Origin of the sequence: Bradyrhizobium genosp. SA-4 str. CB756 (genome assembly GCF_000473125.1) — a bacterium.
GTDB classification, from domain to species: domain Bacteria; phylum Pseudomonadota; class Alphaproteobacteria; order Rhizobiales; family Xanthobacteraceae; genus Bradyrhizobium; species Bradyrhizobium arachidis.
This window is the reverse complement of the sequence record NZ_KI421499.1, coordinates 1,263,155-1,281,357: the sequence shown is the minus strand read 5'-3', so window position 1 is coordinate 1,281,357 and position 18,203 is coordinate 1,263,155. Positions and strand designations below refer to the sequence as shown.

The 18,203-nt window shown below is 64.2% G+C and carries 15 protein-coding genes; 5 read left to right on the top strand and 10 right to left on the bottom strand.

Annotated features, from left to right (window positions below; translation table 11 throughout):
- Positions 1–41: 41 nt before the first annotated feature.
- Positions 42–1,397, bottom strand: coding sequence for a hypothetical protein (locus tag BRAGE_RS0106185; protein WP_027564900.1), 1,356 nt, complete (start codon positions 1,395–1,397; stop codon positions 42–44).
- A gap of 167 nt (positions 1,398–1,564) precedes the next feature.
- Here BRAGE_RS0106185 and BRAGE_RS0106180 point away from each other — a divergent pair, with 167 nt between their 5' ends.
- From BRAGE_RS0106180 to BRAGE_RS0106170, 3 genes are all read left to right on the top strand, one after another.
- Positions 1,565–3,283 (top strand): caspase family protein, encoded by a 1,719-nt coding sequence (locus BRAGE_RS0106180; RefSeq protein WP_027564901.1) that lies wholly within the window; start codon positions 1,565–1,567, stop codon positions 3,281–3,283.
- A gap of 301 nt (positions 3,284–3,584) precedes the next feature.
- A complete protein-coding gene (locus BRAGE_RS0106175; protein WP_027564902.1) occupies positions 3,585–4,514 on the top strand; it encodes a DUF2167 domain-containing protein in 930 nt (309 codons plus the stop codon).
- On the top strand, positions 4,511–5,239 hold the full coding sequence (locus tag BRAGE_RS0106170) for a site-2 protease family protein (protein WP_027564903.1): 729 nt from the start codon (positions 4,511–4,513) through the stop codon (positions 5,237–5,239). Before BRAGE_RS0106175 ends, BRAGE_RS0106170 begins: the two co-directional genes overlap by 4 nt.
- Before the next feature lie 211 nt (positions 5,240–5,450).
- On the opposite strand, the gene BRAGE_RS0106165 is transcribed toward BRAGE_RS0106170, so the two are convergent.
- The 6 genes from BRAGE_RS0106165 to BRAGE_RS0106140 form a co-directional block, all read right to left on the bottom strand.
- Entirely contained in the window at positions 5,451–6,569 is a 1,119-nt protein-coding gene (locus BRAGE_RS0106165) for a cobalamin-independent methionine synthase II family protein (RefSeq protein WP_027564904.1), read from the bottom strand.
- Positions 6,570–6,589: 20 nt separating this feature from the next.
- A complete protein-coding gene (locus tag BRAGE_RS0106160; protein ID WP_027564905.1) occupies positions 6,590–7,306 on the bottom strand; it encodes an ABC transporter ATP-binding protein in 717 nt (238 codons plus the stop codon).
- Entirely contained in the window at positions 7,299–8,054 is a 756-nt protein-coding gene (locus tag BRAGE_RS0106155) for an ABC transporter ATP-binding protein (RefSeq protein ID WP_027564906.1), read from the bottom strand. The genes BRAGE_RS0106160 and BRAGE_RS0106155 overlap by 8 nt, the downstream gene beginning before the upstream one ends.
- Positions 8,051–9,079 carry a branched-chain amino acid ABC transporter permease gene (locus tag BRAGE_RS0106150; RefSeq protein WP_027564907.1) on the bottom strand — a complete coding sequence of 343 codons (1,029 nt, stop codon included), beginning with the start codon at positions 9,077–9,079 and terminating at the stop codon, positions 8,051–8,053. The genes BRAGE_RS0106155 and BRAGE_RS0106150 overlap by 4 nt, the downstream gene beginning before the upstream one ends.
- An 8-nt stretch (positions 9,080–9,087) precedes the next feature.
- Positions 9,088–9,957 carry a branched-chain amino acid ABC transporter permease gene (locus BRAGE_RS0106145; RefSeq protein WP_027564908.1) on the bottom strand — a complete coding sequence of 290 codons (870 nt, stop codon included), beginning with the start codon at positions 9,955–9,957 and terminating at the stop codon, positions 9,088–9,090.
- Positions 9,958–10,092: 135 nt separating this feature from the next.
- Positions 10,093–11,271, bottom strand: a complete 1,179-nt coding sequence (locus BRAGE_RS0106140) for an ABC transporter substrate-binding protein (protein ID WP_027564909.1) — start codon at positions 11,269–11,271, stop codon at positions 10,093–10,095.
- 522 nt (positions 11,272–11,793) lie between these two features.
- Here BRAGE_RS0106140 and BRAGE_RS0106135 point away from each other — a divergent pair.
- Positions 11,794–12,078: a hypothetical protein gene (locus tag BRAGE_RS0106135; protein WP_027564910.1), complete on the top strand. Its 285-nt coding sequence runs from the start codon at positions 11,794–11,796 to the stop codon at positions 12,076–12,078.
- 73 nt (positions 12,079–12,151) lie between these two features.
- Here BRAGE_RS0106135 and purU read toward each other — a convergent pair whose 3' ends face one another.
- Positions 12,152–13,015 (bottom strand): formyltetrahydrofolate deformylase, encoded by an 864-nt coding sequence (gene purU / locus BRAGE_RS0106130; RefSeq protein ID WP_027564911.1) that lies wholly within the window; start codon positions 13,013–13,015, stop codon positions 12,152–12,154.
- 144 nt (positions 13,016–13,159) lie between these two features.
- On the opposite strand from purU, the gene BRAGE_RS0106125 reads away from it, so the two are divergent.
- Positions 13,160–13,999 (top strand): uroporphyrinogen-III synthase, encoded by an 840-nt coding sequence (locus BRAGE_RS0106125; protein ID WP_027564912.1) that lies wholly within the window; start codon positions 13,160–13,162, stop codon positions 13,997–13,999.
- A 34-nt stretch (positions 14,000–14,033) separates the two neighbouring features.
- On the opposite strand, the gene BRAGE_RS0106120 is transcribed toward BRAGE_RS0106125, so the two are convergent.
- Together BRAGE_RS0106120 and BRAGE_RS0106115 are read right to left on the bottom strand one after the other, a co-directional pair.
- Complete coding sequence (locus tag BRAGE_RS0106120; protein WP_027564913.1) at positions 14,034–14,714, bottom strand: redoxin family protein; 681 nt, start codon at positions 14,712–14,714, stop codon at positions 14,034–14,036.
- Between the two features lie 21 nt (positions 14,715–14,735).
- Positions 14,736–18,044: an adenylate/guanylate cyclase domain-containing protein gene (locus BRAGE_RS0106115; RefSeq protein WP_027564914.1), complete on the bottom strand. Its 3,309-nt coding sequence runs from the start codon at positions 18,042–18,044 to the stop codon at positions 14,736–14,738.
- Positions 18,045–18,203: the final 159 nt, after the last annotated feature.

Here is an 18,203-nt window from a genome sequence, read left to right as displayed (position 1 = left end):
CTAAGCTGGCGGGTGTTTGCGATGTTTAGACTTGGATTATGTCAATCACGCCGTCGCGAGATGACGTAGGATTCGTCGAGAAACCAGAGCCCGTTGTACTTGCGCAGCACGTCCCGGGCGGCATCCAGAGTGCGGCCGTTTTGAGTCATTTCTGTCAACCGGTCGTCCTCGATCTGCGCCACATACACCGCCGCATTCCACGCTGCAAAGGCCGTCGAGGTTCCGATGGTACCCGTTACCTCGTTGGGCAGCGCTTCCATATCATACCTGAAGATCGAGCGGTTGTCCGCATAAGCATTAAAATTTAGGTCGCGGCCCAACGACCCGAGCTCATACTTAACCGCGCGCAATATCTCATGCCGGCTGACCGCGAAAGGGTTTTCTCCAGGCCAGATCGCCTGGATCATTTCCATGCCCGGATCCTGGCCATGGGAGTGGATTCCGATCAGTCTCCCGCCGGGCCGAAGCGCCCGCGCCAGGGGCGCGATGATCCGTTTTGCCCGGAAATTAACCGAAGATAGGGCCCGGTATGGCTGGGATGCAATAACGAGGTCGAAATTGGCCTCGGTCTGGCCCGGCCGCGGAATGGTCGAATCCAGCAGGAAACGGTGGTCCTCGCGATAGAGCACGAGGACGACGGGCCGCTCATAGAGTGGCATGGCCGTGCGCGGGCTGATGGCAGCGCGCCAGTTTTGCTCCAGGAACGGCCTGAGCTCGGCGATCTGCTGCTCGAACTCGCCCGATGAGGCGCCGCGCAGCGGGACCTCGTGCCAGACGGTGGCGGCGGCCGCCGCAGGCGACGCCGGCGTCAGCCAGGGCGCCTCCGAGTAGAACATGTTGGTGAAGACGAACACCGACGCCGGATGCTCGAAAATGCGGTCAGGCACCTTCTCCAACGTCAGGCGCAGATCCTCGAGGCTGAGCTCCTTGCCGGCGACATAGAACGGCATGTGCGGATAGCGCTGGTGCGTCGCGCGCAGCACCCGCGCCAGCACCGTGCCATCGCCGACGCCTGCGTCGAAGATGCGCAGGGCCGGCGGGCGCGGATGGATGCTGGAGAGTTCCAGCGCCACGCGCTCGGCGATCACCCGCTTCTCGCTGCAGGTGTGGACGAACAGCAAATATTTCTGCCGGTTCTCGAAGAAGCGGAAATTGCCGCGCGGATCGCGCTTTTCGGGGGGCACCTGGAGGCCCCGCGGCGGCGGCAGGCCGCCGGTCGTCGATGCCGCGATATAGGCCTGGATCCGCTCCAGCGTGTCGATGGTGATGCGCTTGCCCTCGCGCAGGCGATGCACGAGCTTCCCATCGTTCACCGCGCGGCGGCCGAAGGTCGATTCCGCCATGTCCGCCTTGCGGCAGAACTCGGTGATCTGGCTCAGGATTTCGTCGTTTTTCATCGGTGGGAAGGCAGTGGGCAGCGGCGTTGGGCTTCCACCTCGTAGCAAATTCTGCCCACCGAGGGAATAGCCCTCCCTGCTGTACTCCACGTCCAATGACGAGAGCGTGAACCCCGGGGCACCGCCGGGCAACAAACAGGCGCCGCTCCTCTTATGGGACCACCGCCATGCGTCGCCTGCTCGCCGCACTCTGCCTGCTCACTGCCGCGCTGTGGGCCGCGCCCGCCGTGGCGCAGACACGCAGCCAGCTTGGCCCGCTCTGCACCACGGAGACCACGCCGGCGGACCAGATGGTCGACGCTTGCACCAAAATCATCGCTCTGAAGGTGTTCAAGGGCGAGCAGCTCGCGACCGTCTATTTCTGGCGCGCGGTGGGCTGGAACAAGAAGGGCGACTACGCCAAGGTCATCGCGGATACCACCGAAGCGATCCGGCTGAAGCCGAGCCAGGCGGTCTACAACTTGCGGGGATCGGCCTATTACGACAAGGGCGACTACGACATCGCGATCGCCGACTTTGACGATGCGCTCAAGCTCGGTCCGCCCAGCGGCATCATCTTCCACAATCGAGGCAATGCCTGGCGCGGCAAGCGCGACTACACCAGGGCGATCGCCGACTACGATGCCGCGATCAAGGCCGATCCAAAATCGGCGTTCTCGTTCCAGAACCGCGGCATCTCGAAGGAAGCGCTCGGCGATCTCGACGGCGCGCTCGCCGACATCAACCAGGCAATCCGGCTCGATCCGACGCTGCCGCAGCCACTGATCAACCGCACATCGATCTGGCGCGCCAAGGGCGAGCTCGATCGCGCCATCGCCGACGGCAGCGAGGCGATCCGGCTCGCCAAGGAGAAGCCGCCGGTCAACATCATGACGCCGCCGAACAGCGTGCTGATCTCCGGCTACACCCATCGCGCGCTGGCCTATGAGGCGAAAGGTGACTACACCCACGCGCGCGAGGACTACAACGCGACGCTGGCGATCGTGGCTTCCGACGCCATCAGCAAAGCCAACCAGGCCACCGCAAAGGTGCGGCTGTCGCTGGTGACCGATGCCACCGCGCCGATTCCGCGCGATGCACCCTCACCCGCAACGCAGCCGGCGGCGGCCCCTGCTCCGCAGCAAACCGGCACCGCACCCGCGCCTTCGCCTGATCCGGCTGTTCGCGGCACGCGCGTGGCGCTGATCATCGGCAACGGCGCCTATGCGCATGTCAAGGCGCTGCCCAACCCGCCCAATGACGCGCGCGCCGTCGCCAAGAGCCTGCGCGACATCGGCTTCGCGGTGTCGGAGGGCGTCGATCTCGACCGCGCCGCGATGCAGAAGATGACGCGCGACTTTTTGCGAGACGCGGCACGGGCGCAGGTCGCATTGGTCTACTATGCCGGCCACGGCGTGCAGGTCGATGGCCGCAACTATCTCATTCCCGTCGACGTCGAGCTCAAGCCGGGCGCGAACATGACGGAGGCGATGATCGATATGGACACGATCATGGCCGGTCTCGACGACCAGGTCCGAACTAACATTCTGATCTTCGATGCCTGCCGCAACAATCCTATGGCGCAGCAGGTGGCGAGCGCCGGCACCAATCGTGCCATCGAGGGCGCCTCGGGCCTCGCAGCGCCGACGAGCCTGGGCACTGGCGCGACGCTCGGCGCCGGCACGTTGATCGCCTTCGCCACCGCACCGGGCCAGGTCGCGCTCGACGGCGAAGGCGCCAACTCGCCGTTCTCCGCCGCGTTGTCGCGCCATATCGGCACGCCGGGCCTGGAGGTGCAGCAGATGCTGACGCGGGTGCGGGCCGAGGTGGTGTCGAGCACGAAGAACAAGCAGGTGCCATGGTCGAACTCGTCACTGCTGGGCGAAGTCTATCTGGCCGAGAAGTGAGTGCGGGCTTACGCCACCACGTCAGGATGGCGGTGCCATCGGCTACACACTCAGTGTCATCGCCCGGCTTGACCGGGGCGATCCAGTATTCCGAGACATCAGTGATTCACCGAGAAGCCGCAGCGTACTGGATTCCCCGCTTTCGCGGGGAATGACGACGGAGGACGAGCCGCCGCGCCAAAATTGCAACAGGCCGCGAGATAGTCGAACGCAACCTGCGGCTGCTCTATTTTGTCGCATATCGTTATCCTACAGTGCCGGCAACACCGATCATCGGTGGACTGGTTGCTGGGGAAATCTGGTGCAAAAATTCATTGCCGCTGTCGGCATTATTCTGTCTGTCATATTTGGGTCGCAGCCTGGCCTCTCGCAAAATGCTCCGTCCAGTGAGGCTGCGCGCAAGGCAGAACTCGCGGCTGCGTGGCAGGCGGCCGGCAATGCCGGCACGGCCGGCCCCGCCGACATTCCCCTGATCGACCAAGCGACGCTGAAAATCCCGACCGGCGACTTCTTCGTGCCGAAGGCCGAAGGGGCGCGGGTCATGCGCGCGCTCGGCAATGTCGTCCACGACACGACGTTCGTTGGTCTCGTGCTCGGCACCCGTCAGAACGACCGCTGGCTGGTGGTGATCAACTACATCAAGGAAGGCTACATCAAGGACGATGCGGCCAAGGACTGGAACGCCGACGACCTCCTGAAGAACCTCAAGGAGGGGGCCGACGAGGCCAACAAAGACCGTGTCGCCCGCGGATTTCCCGAGATGGAAGTGATCGGCTGGATCGAGCCGCCGAAATATGATGCCGTGTCGCACCGGCTGGTCTGGTCGATCCTCGGCAAGGACAAAGGCACACCGGACAACTCTCGCAATGACGTCAACTACAATACCTACGCTTTGGGCCGCGAAGGGTATTTCAGCCTGAACCTGCTGTCGGATTCGAGCCGGATCGCGACAGACAAGGGGGCGGCGCACGAACTGCTTGCCAACCTCACCTATCAATCCGGCAAGCGCTACGAGGATTTCAGCGCCTCCACCGACCGCATCGCCGAATACGGCCTGCTCGCGCTGGTCGGCGGCGTCGCCGCCAAGAAGCTCGGCCTGTTTGCCCTTGCGCTCGCTTTCGTGCTGAAATTCGCCAAGGCGATCATCTTCGGCCTCGCAGTGGCTGGCGCCGGCGTCATGAAGTTCTTCCGCCGCAAGCCACGTGACGATTCCGCCGGCGGCACGGCATGAAGACGCTCTTCCTGCTGCTGTTCTCCGGCCTCAAATGGGGAAAGCTCGCCACCAGCGGCGGCACCATGCTGCTGTCACTGGCGGTCTACGCAACGATCTGGGGCTGGCGCTACGCGGCAGGCATCATCGCACTCCTGTTCGCGCACGAAATGGGGCACTACGTCGCCGCACGGCAGCGTGGCCTGGACGTCGGCGCGCCCACCTTCGTTCCATTCGTCGGTGCGTGGATCGCGCTCAAGGACAAGCCTGTTGACGTCGAGACAGAAGCCTACGTGGCGATCGCGGGTCCAGTCGTCGGAACGATCGCGGCGCTCGCGGTCTATCTCTGGGCAAGATCAGAGGACAGCGCCCTCCTGCTCGCGATCTCCTATGCCGGGCTGTTCCTCAACCTGTTCAACCTGCTGCCGATCTCGCCGCTCGATGGCGGCCGGGTGACCGCGGTCCTCAGCCCGCGAATCTGGTTCGTCGGCGTGCCGATCCTTGTCGCGGTGATGCTGTATCGGCCGAGCCCGATGCTGCTCATCGTGGCGATCCTGGCGGCCCCGCAGCTCATCAGCGCGTGGCGGTACGATCCGCACGCGCCGGAGAACGTCGCCTATTACGGCGTACCGCTCCAGACCAAGCTCGAATATGGCGGCGCCTATCTGGCACTCGCAGCCCTGCTCGCGGTCATGACGTATGACGTGCATGAGATGCTGGGGCCGATGATGCGGACGGCGCAGTAGCCGAGTTCGGCCCAAAAACGCGATGTCGTCCCGGACAAGCGAAGCGCAGATCCGGGACCCATAACCACAGGACGATGTTTGGCGAAGACTAGTGGTAACGAGCTTCGCGCAACAACTTCTCCCTGCGGTTATGGGTCCCGGCGTTCGCCGGGACGACACCGAGTGTGTGGCGAAGACCTACTGCCACTCACGGGGCCCGCGTGCGCGGGGCTCAGTTGCCCCAAACTTCCTTCGCGATCTCGACCGCGAGGCCGAGCTTGGCCCACTGCTCTTCCTCGGAGAGGATGTTGCCCTCTTCGGTCGAGGCAAAGCCGCATTGCGGCGAGAGCGCTAGCTGCTCCAGCGGGGCGAACTTGGCGGCTTCTTCCAGACGGCGCTTGATGTCGTCCTTCTTCTCGAGCTCGCCGAACTTCGAGGTGATGACGCCGACCACGACGACCTTGTTGCCCTTGGGCAGGAAGCGCAGCGGCTCGAAGCCGCCGGCGCGGTCAGAATCGTATTCGAGGAAGTAGCCGTCGTAATTGGTGCCGGCGAGCATGGTCTCCGCCACCGGTTCGTAGCCGCCCGAGGAGATCCAGGTCGAGCGGAAATTGCCGCGGCAGACATGCGTCGTCACCACCATGTCGGCGGGCTTCTCGGCCAGCGCATAGTTGATGATGCGGGCATAGATCTGCTGGAGACCGTCCGGATTGTCGCCGCGCTCGCGCGCCTTCTGCAACTCGTCCTGCGAGCAGAGATAGGCCCAGACGGTGTCGTCGAACTGGAGATAGCGGCAGCCGGCGTCGTAGAACGCCTTGACCGCCTTGCGGTAGGTCTTGCCGAGGTCCTCGTAGAAGGCGTCGAGATCGGGATAGACGTCCTTGGAGATCGACTTGCGGCCGCCGCGGAAGTGCAGCACCGCCGGCGACGGGATCGTCATCTTGGCGGTGACGTGGGCCTGGTCGGCGACCTTCTTCAGGAAGCGGAAGTGGTCGAGCATCGGGTGGGCGTCGGGGAAATCGAGCTTGCCGATCACACGCACCGCGTCGTGACGGGTCTGCACGCCCGTGAACTGGATGCCGGTGTCGGGGTGGAACAGCTCACAGCCGGTGAGCTTGGCGAGGAAGTCGAAATGCCACCAGGAGCGACGGAATTCGCCGTCGGTCGCGAGCTTCAGGCCGACCGAGGCCTGCTTGTGCACGACCTTCTCGATCTCCATGTCCTCGATCTTGCGCAGATCGTCGGCCGAGATCTCGCCCTTCTCGAGCTTGGCTCGGGCGTCCTTGATCTTGGCGGGACGCAGGAGGCTGCCGACCTCGTCGGCGCGGAAGGGGGCTTTGGTTCGCTGCATTTGGTACTCCCGGGTATTTTCTAGTGGGCCGCCGCCCCTGCGACACCGAGGTGGCGCTCCAGGACCGACGGGTCGGCCTTCAGCGCGGCGCTCGGGGCGTCGTGGACGATCGTTCCGCGCTCCAATATCACAACGCGGTCGGCCAGCCCCAGAATCTTTTGGGCGTTCTGCTCGACGATGATGGAGCAGATGCCGCCGGCCCGGGTGATGGTCCCGATCGCCTTCAGCAGCTCCTCGACAATGATGGGGGCCAGGCCCTCGGTCGGCTCGTCCAGCAGCAGGACCTTTGGGTTGAGGGTCAGCGCACGGCCGATCGCCAGCATCTGCTGCTCGCCGCCGGAGAGCTGGTTGCCAAAGTTGCTCCGCCGCTCCTTCAGCCGCGGGAACATCTCGTAGACCTTCTCGACCGTCCATGGGCCGGGCTGGGCCACCGCGGTCATGTTCTCCTCGACCGTGAGCGAACGGAAGATGTTGCGCTCCTGCGGCACCCAGCCGATGCCGGCGCGCGCCCGCTGATCGGGCCGCAAGGTTGTGACATCGGTGCCGGCGAGCCCAACGGTGCCGGCGAAGCGGCGGGTGACGCCGACAATGGAGTTGATCAGCGTGGTCTTGCCGGTGCCGTTACGGCCGAGCAACGCCAACACCTGCCCCTCTGCGAGGCGCAGGCTCATGTTGGGCAGCACCACCGCCTCGCCATAGCCAGCGCGCAAGGCCTCGATCGCGAGCAGGTCAGACATTGACCGCCTCCTCGCCGAGATAGACCGCCTTCACTTGCGGATCGCGCGCGACCTGCTCGGGCGGCCCTTCGGTCAGCAGAGCGCCGGAGACCAGCACCGAGATGCGGTCGGCAAACGAGAAGACGAGGTCCATGTCGTGCTCGATCAGGAGCACCGTGACATCGCGCGGCAGGCTGCCTACGACGGCGAGAATGTCGTGGCGCTCGCTCTCGGGCACGCCGGCGGCGGGCTCGTCCAGCAGCAGCACACGCGGCTTGGCGGCGATCGCGACCGCGATCTCGAGCAGGCGCTGCTTGCCGTAAGGCAGCGTGACGGTCTCTTCGTTCATGACGTCGAGCAGATGGAAGCGCGTCAGCAGGTCGGCGATCTCGTCATTGACGTCGTTGCGCGTGCCCATCCGCCGCCACCAGTCGCCGCCATGGCCGAGACGCTCGGAGACGGCAAGGCCGATGGTCTCGAGTGGCGTCAGGTCGGGATAAAGCTGGTTGATCTGGAAGGTGCGCGACAGGCCGCGCAGCACGCGCTTGTGCACCGGCAGGTCGGTGATGTCCTGGCCTTCGAGCAGGATGCGGCCGGAGTTCGGCTTCAGCACGCCGGTGAGCTGGTTGATCACGGTGGTCTTGCCGGCGCCGTTCGGGCCGATCAGCGCGTGACGGGCGCCCTGCTTGACCTTGAGCGACAGATCGCGCGTCACGCGCAGGCCACCAAAGGTCTTTTCGAGGTTCTGGGTCTCGAGCGCGATGGTCATGCGTCGCTCTCCGGCACGGCGACGACGGCCTTGCGCCCGGCCACCTGCTTGATGACGAGGTTCGGCACAAACAGCACCCAGCGATGCAGGCGCTGGCGGCCGACCAGCACGATCACGACCAGCACGAGGCCGATCCAGAACTGCCAGTATTGCGGGGTGATGGTGGAGAACACTTCCTGGAGCATGCGGAAGATCACCGCGCCGATCAGGCCGCCATAGAGATAGCCGGTGCCGCCGATCACCAGCACCAGCATCAAGTCGGCGGAACGCTCGAAGGCGAACACGTCGAGCGAGGCGATCGCGGTGGTCTGGGTGAACAGCGCACCGGCGATGCCGGCATAGAACGCAGCCAGCGTGTAGATCGCGATCAGTCGACGATTGACGGGGATGCCAATCGCGGCGGCCCGCAGCGGATTGTTCTTGATCGCGCGCAGCGACAGGCCGAACGGGGAATGCACGACGCGGCGGGCGAACAGGAACAGCAGGAACAGGACGGCGAGCGAATAGAAGAAGCCGGCCTTGCCGAACATGTCGAACGGGATCTCGCCGAAGATCGGCTGCATCTCGATCCCCTGGAGACCGTCAGTGCCGCCAGTGATGTTGGAGAAGCGCTCGGCAAGCGCCTCCAGCAGCAGCGCGATACCGAGCGTGACCATCAACCGCGTCAGGTCGACGCCGCGGATCACGAGAAAGCTGGTGGCAAAGCCGAGCACCATCGCGGCAAGGCCGGCAACGATGAGGGCCAGCACGGGCTCCTTGACGATGCCGTGCAGCGCAAGCAGTCCCGCCGCATAGGCGCCGACGCCGAAGAAGGCGGCATGGCCGAGCGAGACGATGCCGGCATAGCCGAGAATTAGATCGAGCGACATCGTGAACAGCGCGAGGCGCAGGATGTCGGTCATGATCAGATAACGCGTGGGGAACAGGAAGCCGCAGGCCAGCACGATCAGCCAGAAGGCGACTTCGCCATAGTGCCAGCGCGCCTGGCGCTGGGCGTGATAACCGACGTCGGAAGAAGCGCTCATCGGCAAACTCAACGCGCGGCCGTGCGGCCGAACAGGCCGTTCGGGCGCCAGATCAGGATCACGATCATCATGGTGTAGATCACGAAGGGGCCCATCTTCGGCACGTAATATTTGCCGGCGACGTCGCCGATGCCGAGCAGAAGCGAGGCCAGGAACGGGCCGGTGATCGAGGACGAGCCGCCGACGGTGACCACGATCAGGAAGTAGATCATGAACTTCAGCGGGAAATACGGATCGAGGCCGAGGATCTCGGCGCTGAGCGCGCCGCCGAGACCGGCAAGCCCACATCCGAAGGCAAAGGTGAAGGCGAACACCTGCGGCACGTTGATGCCGAGGCCGCTGGCTGCACGGGGATCGTCGACCGCGGCGCGCAGGCGGCTGCCGAAACGCGTCTTCGCCAGCACCATCTGCAGGCCGATGGTGAGCAGGCCGCAGATCACGATGATCATCAGCCGGTAGCGGCCGATGCCGACGCCGAACACGTCGAACTGGCCCTGGAGCGCGGCCGGCAGGTTGATGAAGACGCGCGAGGAGCCCTGGATGTAGTCGACGGCTGCGACCGACATGAAGGTCAGGCCGATGGTGAACAGCACCTGGTCGAGATGGCTGCGCGTATAGAGGTGACGGTAGAGCGTGCGCTCGAGCAGGATGCCGATCGCGGCCGAGGAGACGAAGGCGAGCGGCAGCGCGGCGAAGAACGGCCAGCCCATCCGGTTGACCAGCACCATGCAGACATAGCCGCCGGCCATGGCGAAGGCGCCGTGCGCGAGATTGACGAAGTTCATCAGGCCGAGCGTCACCGCGAGCCCGCAGGCGAGCACGAACAGCAGCATGCCGTAGGCAACGCCATCGAACAGGTTGGTGAGGATTGCGGTCATCGAGGCTGGACTAATCCTGGTAGTCGTTCGTCATTCCGGGGCAGCGCGCAGCGCTGAACCCGGAATCTCGTTTCAACAATCTCGAGATCCCGGGTTCGCGCTAATGCGCGCCCCGGGATGACCCGCTTTCGCGGGTCACTTCTTGGTCTTGCCGAGATCCTTGACGGCTTCGAAGGTCGCGAACTCGACGTTGTAGAGCTCGCCGTCGACCTTCTCGACCTTGCGGATGTAGATGTTCTGCACGATGTCGCGGGTCTCGGGGTCGATCGAGATCGGGCCGCGCGGGCTCTCCCACTTCTGGCCCTTCATCGCCTCGATCAGCTTGTCGCCGTTGGTGTCGCCATTGGTCTTCTTCAGCGCCTCGTAGATGAGGTGGATGCCGTCATAGCCGCTCACCGCCATGAAGCCCGGACGATTGCCGAACGCCTTCTTGTAGGCCGCGACGAAGTCCTTGTTCATCTGCGAGGGATGCGCCGCCGAGTAGAGATGCGCGGTGACCGTGCCGAGCACGGCATCGCCCATGTTGTTGAGCAGATCGTCGTCGGTGACGTCGCCGGGTCCGATCACCTTGATGCCGGCCTTGTCGAGACCACGCTCGGCATATTGCTTCATGAAGTTGCCGCCCTGGCCGGCCGGCACGAACACGAAGATCGCATCGGGCTTGGCGTCCTTCATGCGCTGCAGGAACGGCGCGAAGTCGGGGTTGGCGAGCGGGGTCTTCACCTCTTCGACCACTTCACCGCCGCCCGCGGTGAAGTTCTGCTTGAAGAAGTTCAGCGCGTCATTGCCCGGCGCGTAGTCCGAGGTCAGCGTCGCCACCTTCTTGATGCCGTTCTTCACCGCCCAGTCCGCGATGATGGTCGAGGACTGCGCCAGGGTGAAGCTGGTGCGCACGATATAGGGCGAGCGCTCGGTGATGATGGAGGTGCCGGCCGCCATCACGACTTCCGGGATCTTGGCCTGGGTCGCCAGCGGCGCCGCCGCGAGCGCGGCGGGCGTCACGCCGAAGCCGGCGATGAAATTGACCTTGTCGTTGACGATCAGCTCCTGCGCGGCGGTCTTGGTCTTGTCGGGAATCGCAGCGTCGTCCTTGAGGATGATCTCGACCTTCTTGCCGGCGACGGTGTCGCCCTTCTGCTGCATGTAGAGCTTGATCGCGTTTTCGATCTGCTTGCCGGTCGAGGCCTGGCCGCCGGTCATCGGCAGGATCAGGCCGACCTTGACGGTGTCCTCGGCCTTGGCCGGCGCGATTGCCGCAAGGCCTGCGATAGCGGCCGCTGCTGCGGTCCGCGAAAACATTTTGCGCTCGAACATCAAATGTCCCTCCCCTTCATTCCTGACCTCTTGTGCGCCGGACCGAGTGCCCGGTCCTTGCCTCAGTTTAGCTCACGCACGCGCGATATCGCGCGCCACATGGCGTCTTTCGCGCCCTCATTGTCAATCGGACGTTTGGCGACCCTTCGGCGCAAGCCGAACGTTCCGATTGCCGACGGCGAGGGACGGTGTTGCGGTTACGTCGGGGTAACCCGAGCTTCCCGACCGCGCCCGCCTCCATTTGTACGATTGTACAAATAAAATGGACCTGTCAACGAAAAAGCCCCTTCCGCTGCCCAAGCCAATTTGTCGCGAGCCTGCTGTAGCAGTCTAGGAACGCGACCGGCGGAGTGGATGGAGGATTTCGTCCATGTTTTGCAGGATTCGGACATCGGCGAGGTCGTGGTGGTAAGACTAGGTAACAAATTACCTACCTCGAATAAGCCTATTTTACCTTGTTGAAGGCTACTCTCCCGACGTCAGCCTGAGCTGGCGCCCCATGACAGAAGCCGCGCCCCCACAATGCCCAAGTCTTTCTGCTCCGTCCTTGCCCTCGTTGCGCTCGCTGCGGGACTGTGCGGCTGCGGCACCGTCAACGAAAAGCTCTCGTCCGGCATGGGCGACTACATCCCGCAATGGGCCGGCGGCCTGCCGGCGGATGCTCCGCCGCGGCCGGGCACGCCGCAATACGACGCCTACATGAAAGAACGCGAACGCAAGCGGCTGTTGCCGGCGGCCGATCGCGAGAAGGAAGAGCAGGCGCAGAAGGGCGCGACGGGGACGACGTCAGGCGGCGCGGTGCGTTAACGGGGCGAATGGCGAATAGGGAGTGGCGAATATCGCCCCCTCCGTCCATTCGCCACTCCCCACTCACTATTCGCTAATCCACAAACACCACGGTCTTGCGCCCGTTGAGGATGACGCGATCGTCGAGATGATAACGGATCGCGCGGGCGAGCACGCGGCGCTCGATGTCGCGGCCCTTGCGGACGAGATCCTCCGGCGTGTCGCGATGACTGATGCGCTCGACGTCCTGGTCGATGATCGGACCTTCGTCGAGGTCGCGCGTGACGTAGTGGGCGGTCGCACCGATCAGCTTGACGCCGCGCTCATGCGCCTGGTGATAGGGTTTTGCGCCCTTGAAGCCCGGCAGGAACGAGTGGTGGATGTTGATACAGCGCCCGGACAGCTTTGCCGAGAGATCGTCGGACAGGATCTGCATGTAGCGGGCGAGCACGACGAGATCGGACCCGGTCTTGGCGACGAGATCGAGGATCTGCGCCTCCTGCTCGGGCTTGCTCTCCTTCGTGATCGGCAGATGGTGGAACGGGATGCCGCCGAAATCGAGCCCCGCATAGACCTCACGCGGGTGGTTGGACACGATCGCGGCGAGCGTCATCGGCAATTCGCCGGTGCGCCAGCGATAGAGGATGTCGACCAGGCAATGATCCGATTTCGACACCAGCAGCATTACCTTGCGATGCGCGGCGCGGTCGCGCATCTGCCACTCCATGCCGAAGCGCTCGGCGATCGCGGCAAAGCCGGTCTGGAGCGCAGACAGTTCCACGGCGAGATCGGCGGCGGTGAACACCACGCGCATGAAGAACTTCTTTGTCTCGACGTCGTCGAACTGCTGGGCGTCGAGAATGTTCTGTCCGGAATTCGCCAGGAAGGTCGACACCGCCGAGACGATGCCGGGGCGATCCGGACAGGACAGGGTCAGCACATATTGATGGTCGGGCATGGCTCTTGATGAAGGTTTGTGCAAGGGCCGCGGAACGGTCCGCGATTTGCGCCCTGCTCTAGCACCGACCCTGCCCTTGCGCCAATCCCGACCGCGGAGTCAGGATGAACGTAACATTGCGATTTGACTGACCGGAGCACGCCCATGGCCGACCGTTTGAACGGCACCCGCATCCTGATCCTGGAAACCCGCGAGGAGGCACAGTTTTCCAAGCTTCTGGCCGAGCAAGGCGCCGAGGTCGTGCAATGTCCGATGTTCACCATCGAGGATGCGCCGGACCCCGCCCCGGTCGAAGCCTGGATCCGCCGCGCGATAGACAAGCCGTTCGACGATCTCGTGCTGATGACCGGCGAAGGCCTGCGGCGGATCATGAAGCTCGCGCGCGCTCGCGGGCTCGACCAAGCCCTTGTCACGTCGCTCGCCAAGGCACGAAAATTCACCCGCGGCCCGAAGCCCGGCAAGGCGCTGCGCGAGGTCTCGCTCGAGGCGCAGCAGACCACGGAGAAGCCGACCAGCGAGGGCGTGATCGAGATGCTGGGCAAGCTCGACCTGAAGGGGCATCGCCTTGGCCTCCAGCTCTATCCGGACAAGGACCACAGCACGCTGACCGGCGCGCTCGCCGCGCAAGGCGCCGAGGTCGACAGCGTGCTGCCCTATGTCTACGATTCCAAGGCCGCGGATGCCAATATCGTCGCCGCGATCGACGACATGGCGGAGGGACGGATCGATTGCATCGCTCTGACCAATCTCGGCCAGGTCCGCCGCCTGATCGAAGCGGCGAAGGCCCATGGCAGCGAAGCGAAATTGCGCAAAGGCTTCGAGCGGACGCTGATCGCGTCGGTGGGACCCGCGGTATCCGGCGAACTTGCCGGACATGGCTTGCGCGCCGACATCGTTCCGGCGGAGAACGCCTATTTCATGCGGCCACTGATCTCCGCGATGGCGGTCAGGCTTGCCGAGAAGTTGCCGTCACGAGAGACCTGAGAGTCCGACACGCGCAAGACAGGATACGCGACGCCTAGCCTGCTACCTGCGAAGCAGCCGACATCAGCTCCTTCGGGCTCGGCATTCCGAACATGCGCTGCCCGCCTTCGGGTACCTCGGTAAAGCTCCAGCGTACAATTCCCTCCCGATCAAGCAGGAACTGGCCGAACAGCTGGCCATGGCCGGTTGCTGCCATGCGCTGATCGGCTTCCATCATCTCGTAGCCATCCTTGTTGTTGAGCTGCTCGGCAGCAGCCAGGCGATTCATGGGCCCGGGCAATTCTCCGGGAATGTCCACCTGCATGCTCATGATCACGTCCATGCCCACCTTGCGCGGCCACTCGGTTTCGTTCTCGGTGAACTCGAGATTGGGCAAACCGAACGCACGGTGCGACACCCGCTCCGGATCAGACGCGGCGAGCAGATTGGGCAACGGGTGATATCGGAAGTAGAGCCGCGCCCGATCGGTCGGCGTATTGACGACGGTGAGACTTTCGACACCCTTGTCACGCAGGGCTGCGTCAAGCTGCGCCTGTGCCGCAATATGGCGGCGGCAGAACGGGCAATGCAAACCTCGAAACAGGCCTACCAATATCGGACTGTGCCCGCGAAAATCCTCGAGTGCGACCTTCCCTTCGCGCGTGATGGCGTCCAGCACGATGTTGGGCGCGCGATCGCCCGGTTGAAGCGGTCCATCGACATGACGTTCTGACATGGTTGAACTCCTTCACATGACCTAGTCAAGAAATGGCAGTACAATCAGTCCGGCGGGATCAAGCCCGTGCCTGGTGCAGACATCATCGGCCAGCGCGAAATAGCGCTCGGCTTCAGCCATGTCGCCGCGATCAAGGTTCAATGTCGCTAGGCCATCGTAGCATGGAAAGAGCTGTTGCGGCTCGCCGGTTTCGCTCGCGACCTCGATGGCCTCATTGTAGCAGCGAGCAGCCTGATCGGGCCGGAAATGGCATTGATGGATCTGCCCGAGTACGATCAGGGGTACGGGGAGATGCTCGCGCTGATCGAGCGCCCGGTCGATCTCGATCGCCTTTTCGGCGGCGGGCACGCCTTCGTCGGTGCATTTGTCCGTGAAGGTGCAACAGGCGACGGCAAAATTGGCAAGAAGGCGCGCCTGGAACCCGAGGTCGCCAATACGATGCGCGACATCCAGCCCGCGCCGACAAACCTTCATGGCCTGCGCCGGGTCGACAATCGTGTAGAGCACCGCGAGATTGGTGTAGCCGCGGCATGCCACGTTGAAAAGGCCGGCGGCTTCGGCTGCTTCGACACTTTGCTCCACTTCGCGCACCGCATCCTGGTGTCGTCCAAGCCGCGCCAGGGCAACCGCCTTGGTATTGAGGGCCTCGGCAATGGCGCGCGCCGCCTCGAGTCCGGCCTGTTCGTCCGCGGCGGCAGGCGCGGATCGGGCGTAGCCAAGCGCCTGGTCGGCCCATCTCGCGGCGGCCATATGATCGCCCATGCGAAAGGCCAGGCGGCCGCGTTCTTGCGACAGGTGCGCCCGCTCGATGGGCGCTTCGACCCCTCCAAGCCGTTCAGCCGCCTCGGCGTAATGCGTCTCGGCCTTGATCCGCTTGCCGGCGTCCCACAACAACCGGCCAAGCTTGCGAAGAATTCGCGCTTCGCCGATGCAATCCGCTGCGACGCGGCACCCCTCCAGCGCACTCTGGTAGTGCTCCTCGGCCGTGTTGCGACGGCCGGCCGCACCACAGAGATCCGCGATCTGCTCGTACAGAACCAGCCGCTCCGGGTCGCATTCACCACCGGTCAACAGCACGGCGAGGGCCTGTTGGTAGAGACGGATGGCATCGTCATTGGCATAGGTTGCGCGCGCGCGATCGCCGGCCGCGCGCAGATAGCGTGCGCCTTTCGGCTTGCGCGCACTGAGGCTGAAGTGATGTCCGAGCAGGATGAGGTCTTCAAGCCGCTCGGGCTCGTTGCCATAGAGCTGCTCCAGCGCGGCACCAATGCGTCCATGAAGCTCGATCCGCCGCTGCAAGAGCAGGTTTTGATAGATCACGTCCTGAAGCATGGTCTGCGTGAAACGGTAGCATCGCGGCGAAATCGAATTAGCGCCCGCGACTTCCTCGACAATCTCGGCGTCGCACAGAAGCTCTACTCCCACTTCGACCTTCGCCTGCCCGGTTGCTACCGCGCCGAGCAGAGCCACATCGAAGCGGGGGCCGATCACCGCGGCCTCCTGCGCCAACCGACGCACCTCATGCGGCAGCCGATCCAGGCGCGCCAACAACAGAGCTTGAATGCTCGCAGGGATATCGGCGGCGACTTCATCCGACTTGATCCGCCATTGCGAGCCGTCACGTTCCAGGCCGCCAGCTTCGATGAGACCGCGGATGATCTCCTCGAGGAAAAGTGGATTGCCGCTCGCGCGCTCCAGGATCCGGCTAAACAGACTTCCGGGCGGCTCACGCCAACCGAGACTGAAAAAAGCCGCGAGCAGCTTTTGTCCGTCGGCGTCACCGAGTGGAGGCAAGCGGATGGTTGTGTGGCTGATCCGACCCGAACCGAACTGATCCAGCTCCAGCATTGGTCGATGCGTAAACAACAGCATCAGCCGCGTGCGCTCCAGCCGATCCATCAGGAATCGCAGCGCTTCGAGGGATACGGCATCCGCCCAGTGCAGATCCTCGACAATGATCAGAAGCGGCGACAAGGCCAGGCGCCGTTCGAAGACGGTCCGGATCGCAAAGAATATCTGGCGCCGGAGCTGTTCGGGCTCGATATGCTGCAATACGGCGTCCGCGCCCCCGAGACCGAGAACGTGGACATAGAGCGGCATCAACCGCTCCGCCTCCTCGGCCGCAAGGCCAAGCTCTGACAGCGCTTCAGTCAGCTTGGCCTCAGTCTCCGCGGCGCTGGCCTTCTGTGCGATGCCATAGGCGCTGCGCAGCACTGCGGCGAGCGTACCGTAGGATTGTTCGCCGAGCGGCGAACAGACCGCCTGCCGGATCGCCACACCCTCGAAGCGCTCTTCATCGCGGATACGGGCGACGAATTCGTTCACGAGGCGCGTTTTGCCGATGCCCGCTTCGCCGACCAGCCGCACCAGTTGCGCCGCCCCGCCGCACGCGCGATCGAGACTGCCGATCACGCGGGAAAGTTCGGCGTCGCGGCCGATCAGGGGCGCACTGAGGCCCAGCGTGTCGAGGCCTCGTGCCGCGCGCGGCATGTCGAGCAGCCCTTTGAGACGATGGACCAGGACGCTGCCCATCTTGCCTTTGAGCGAGATCTCGCCAAGCGATTCATACGCGAATGCGTGCCGGGTCAGACGGTAGGTCAACGGCCCGACCAGCACCTGGTCCGGGGGCGCCATCGACTGCAACCGCTGAGCGGTATTCACCGTGTCGCCGGTCACCGAGTAGGATTTGGCAATGCCCACACCCAGCCCGCCCGCGACCACGTGCCCGGTGTTGATCCCGACATGGAGCAGCAGGGGTGAACCGGCAAACGCCCTCACTCGTTCGCTGAGCTGCGCCGTCCGCTTGATCATGTCGATGGCAGCGCGGACTGCCCGCTCCGGATCGTCCTCGTGCGCAGCCGGCGCACCGAACAGCGCCAGCAGCGCATCGCCGATGAACTTGTCCACGAAGCCGCCAAAGCCTTGCACGGCCGCCGTCAGCTCCTCGAACAACTCGTTCTGAAGCGTCTGCATGACCTCGGGGTCGAGGCGTTCGCTCATCGCGGTGAAGCCGCTGAGATCCGCAAACAGCACGGTGATGGTGCGGCGATTGGCTTCGCCGTCGATCTTGTCCGGCTGCGGTCGAAATGCCTGTTGAGGGTCTGTTGTCGGCGCCAGTGGCGGTGAGGATACCCTGACCGGCGCCGTCGGCCGCGCCTGTGCTCCGGACTGAGGGACCTCGCCGACCAGGGCGCCGCATTTCGGGCAATACGCGAAATCCGGTGCGCATGGAAAGCCGCAGCCGGGGCACGCGTTCGGCTGCTTCGTGCCGCACTTCGGGCAGAAGGCAAAGCCGCTCTGAACCTCGAAACCGCAGCCGGAGCAGTTCATGGCTCAAGACCTCGCGGAAGCCGCGATGGCGCGATCCGTTGGCCCTATCAAATGGGCCTCAGAATGCGGACCAGAATGGGCTTTGTGCGCCAGAAGAGCAAGCGGTGGCTCGTCTGCCTCTTCGTATCGGCTGGGTAACGAGGCAATGCTGCAGACGCA

What these genes read in the sequence shown, in the direction of transcription:
- BRAGE_RS0106185 (WP_027564900.1), bottom strand. Translation starts at nt 1,397, where the DNA reads ATGAAAAACGACGAAATCCTGAGCCAGATCACCGAGTTCTGCCGCAAG.
- BRAGE_RS0106180 (WP_027564901.1), top strand. Translation starts at nt 1,565, where the DNA reads ATGCGTCGCCTGCTCGCCGCACTCTGCCTGCTCACTGCCGCGCTGTGG.
- BRAGE_RS0106170 (WP_027564903.1), top strand. Translation starts at nt 4,511, where the DNA reads ATGAAGACGCTCTTCCTGCTGCTGTTCTCCGGCCTCAAATGGGGAAAG.
- BRAGE_RS0106165 (WP_027564904.1), bottom strand. Translation starts at nt 6,569, where the DNA reads ATGCAGCGAACCAAAGCCCCCTTCCGCGCCGACGAGGTCGGCAGCCTC.
- BRAGE_RS0106160 (WP_027564905.1), bottom strand. Translation starts at nt 7,306, where the DNA reads ATGTCTGACCTGCTCGCGATCGAGGCCTTGCGCGCTGGCTATGGCGAG.
- BRAGE_RS0106155 (WP_027564906.1), bottom strand. Translation starts at nt 8,054, where the DNA reads ATGACCATCGCGCTCGAGACCCAGAACCTCGAAAAGACCTTTGGTGGC.
- BRAGE_RS0106150 (WP_027564907.1), bottom strand. Translation starts at nt 9,079, where the DNA reads ATGAGCGCTTCTTCCGACGTCGGTTATCACGCCCAGCGCCAGGCGCGC.
- BRAGE_RS0106145 (WP_027564908.1), bottom strand. Translation starts at nt 9,957, where the DNA reads ATGACCGCAATCCTCACCAACCTGTTCGATGGCGTTGCCTACGGCATG.
- BRAGE_RS0106140 (WP_027564909.1), bottom strand. Translation starts at nt 11,271, where the DNA reads ATGTTCGAGCGCAAAATGTTTTCGCGGACCGCAGCAGCGGCCGCTATC.
- BRAGE_RS0106135 (WP_027564910.1), top strand. Translation starts at nt 11,794, where the DNA reads ATGCCCAAGTCTTTCTGCTCCGTCCTTGCCCTCGTTGCGCTCGCTGCG.
- purU (WP_027564911.1), bottom strand. Translation starts at nt 13,015, where the DNA reads ATGCCCGACCATCAATATGTGCTGACCCTGTCCTGTCCGGATCGCCCC.
- BRAGE_RS0106125 (WP_027564912.1), top strand. Translation starts at nt 13,160, where the DNA reads ATGGCCGACCGTTTGAACGGCACCCGCATCCTGATCCTGGAAACCCGC.
- BRAGE_RS0106120 (WP_027564913.1), bottom strand. Translation starts at nt 14,714, where the DNA reads ATGTCAGAACGTCATGTCGATGGACCGCTTCAACCGGGCGATCGCGCG.
- BRAGE_RS0106115 (WP_027564914.1), bottom strand. Translation starts at nt 18,044, where the DNA reads ATGAACTGCTCCGGCTGCGGTTTCGAGGTTCAGAGCGGCTTTGCCTTC.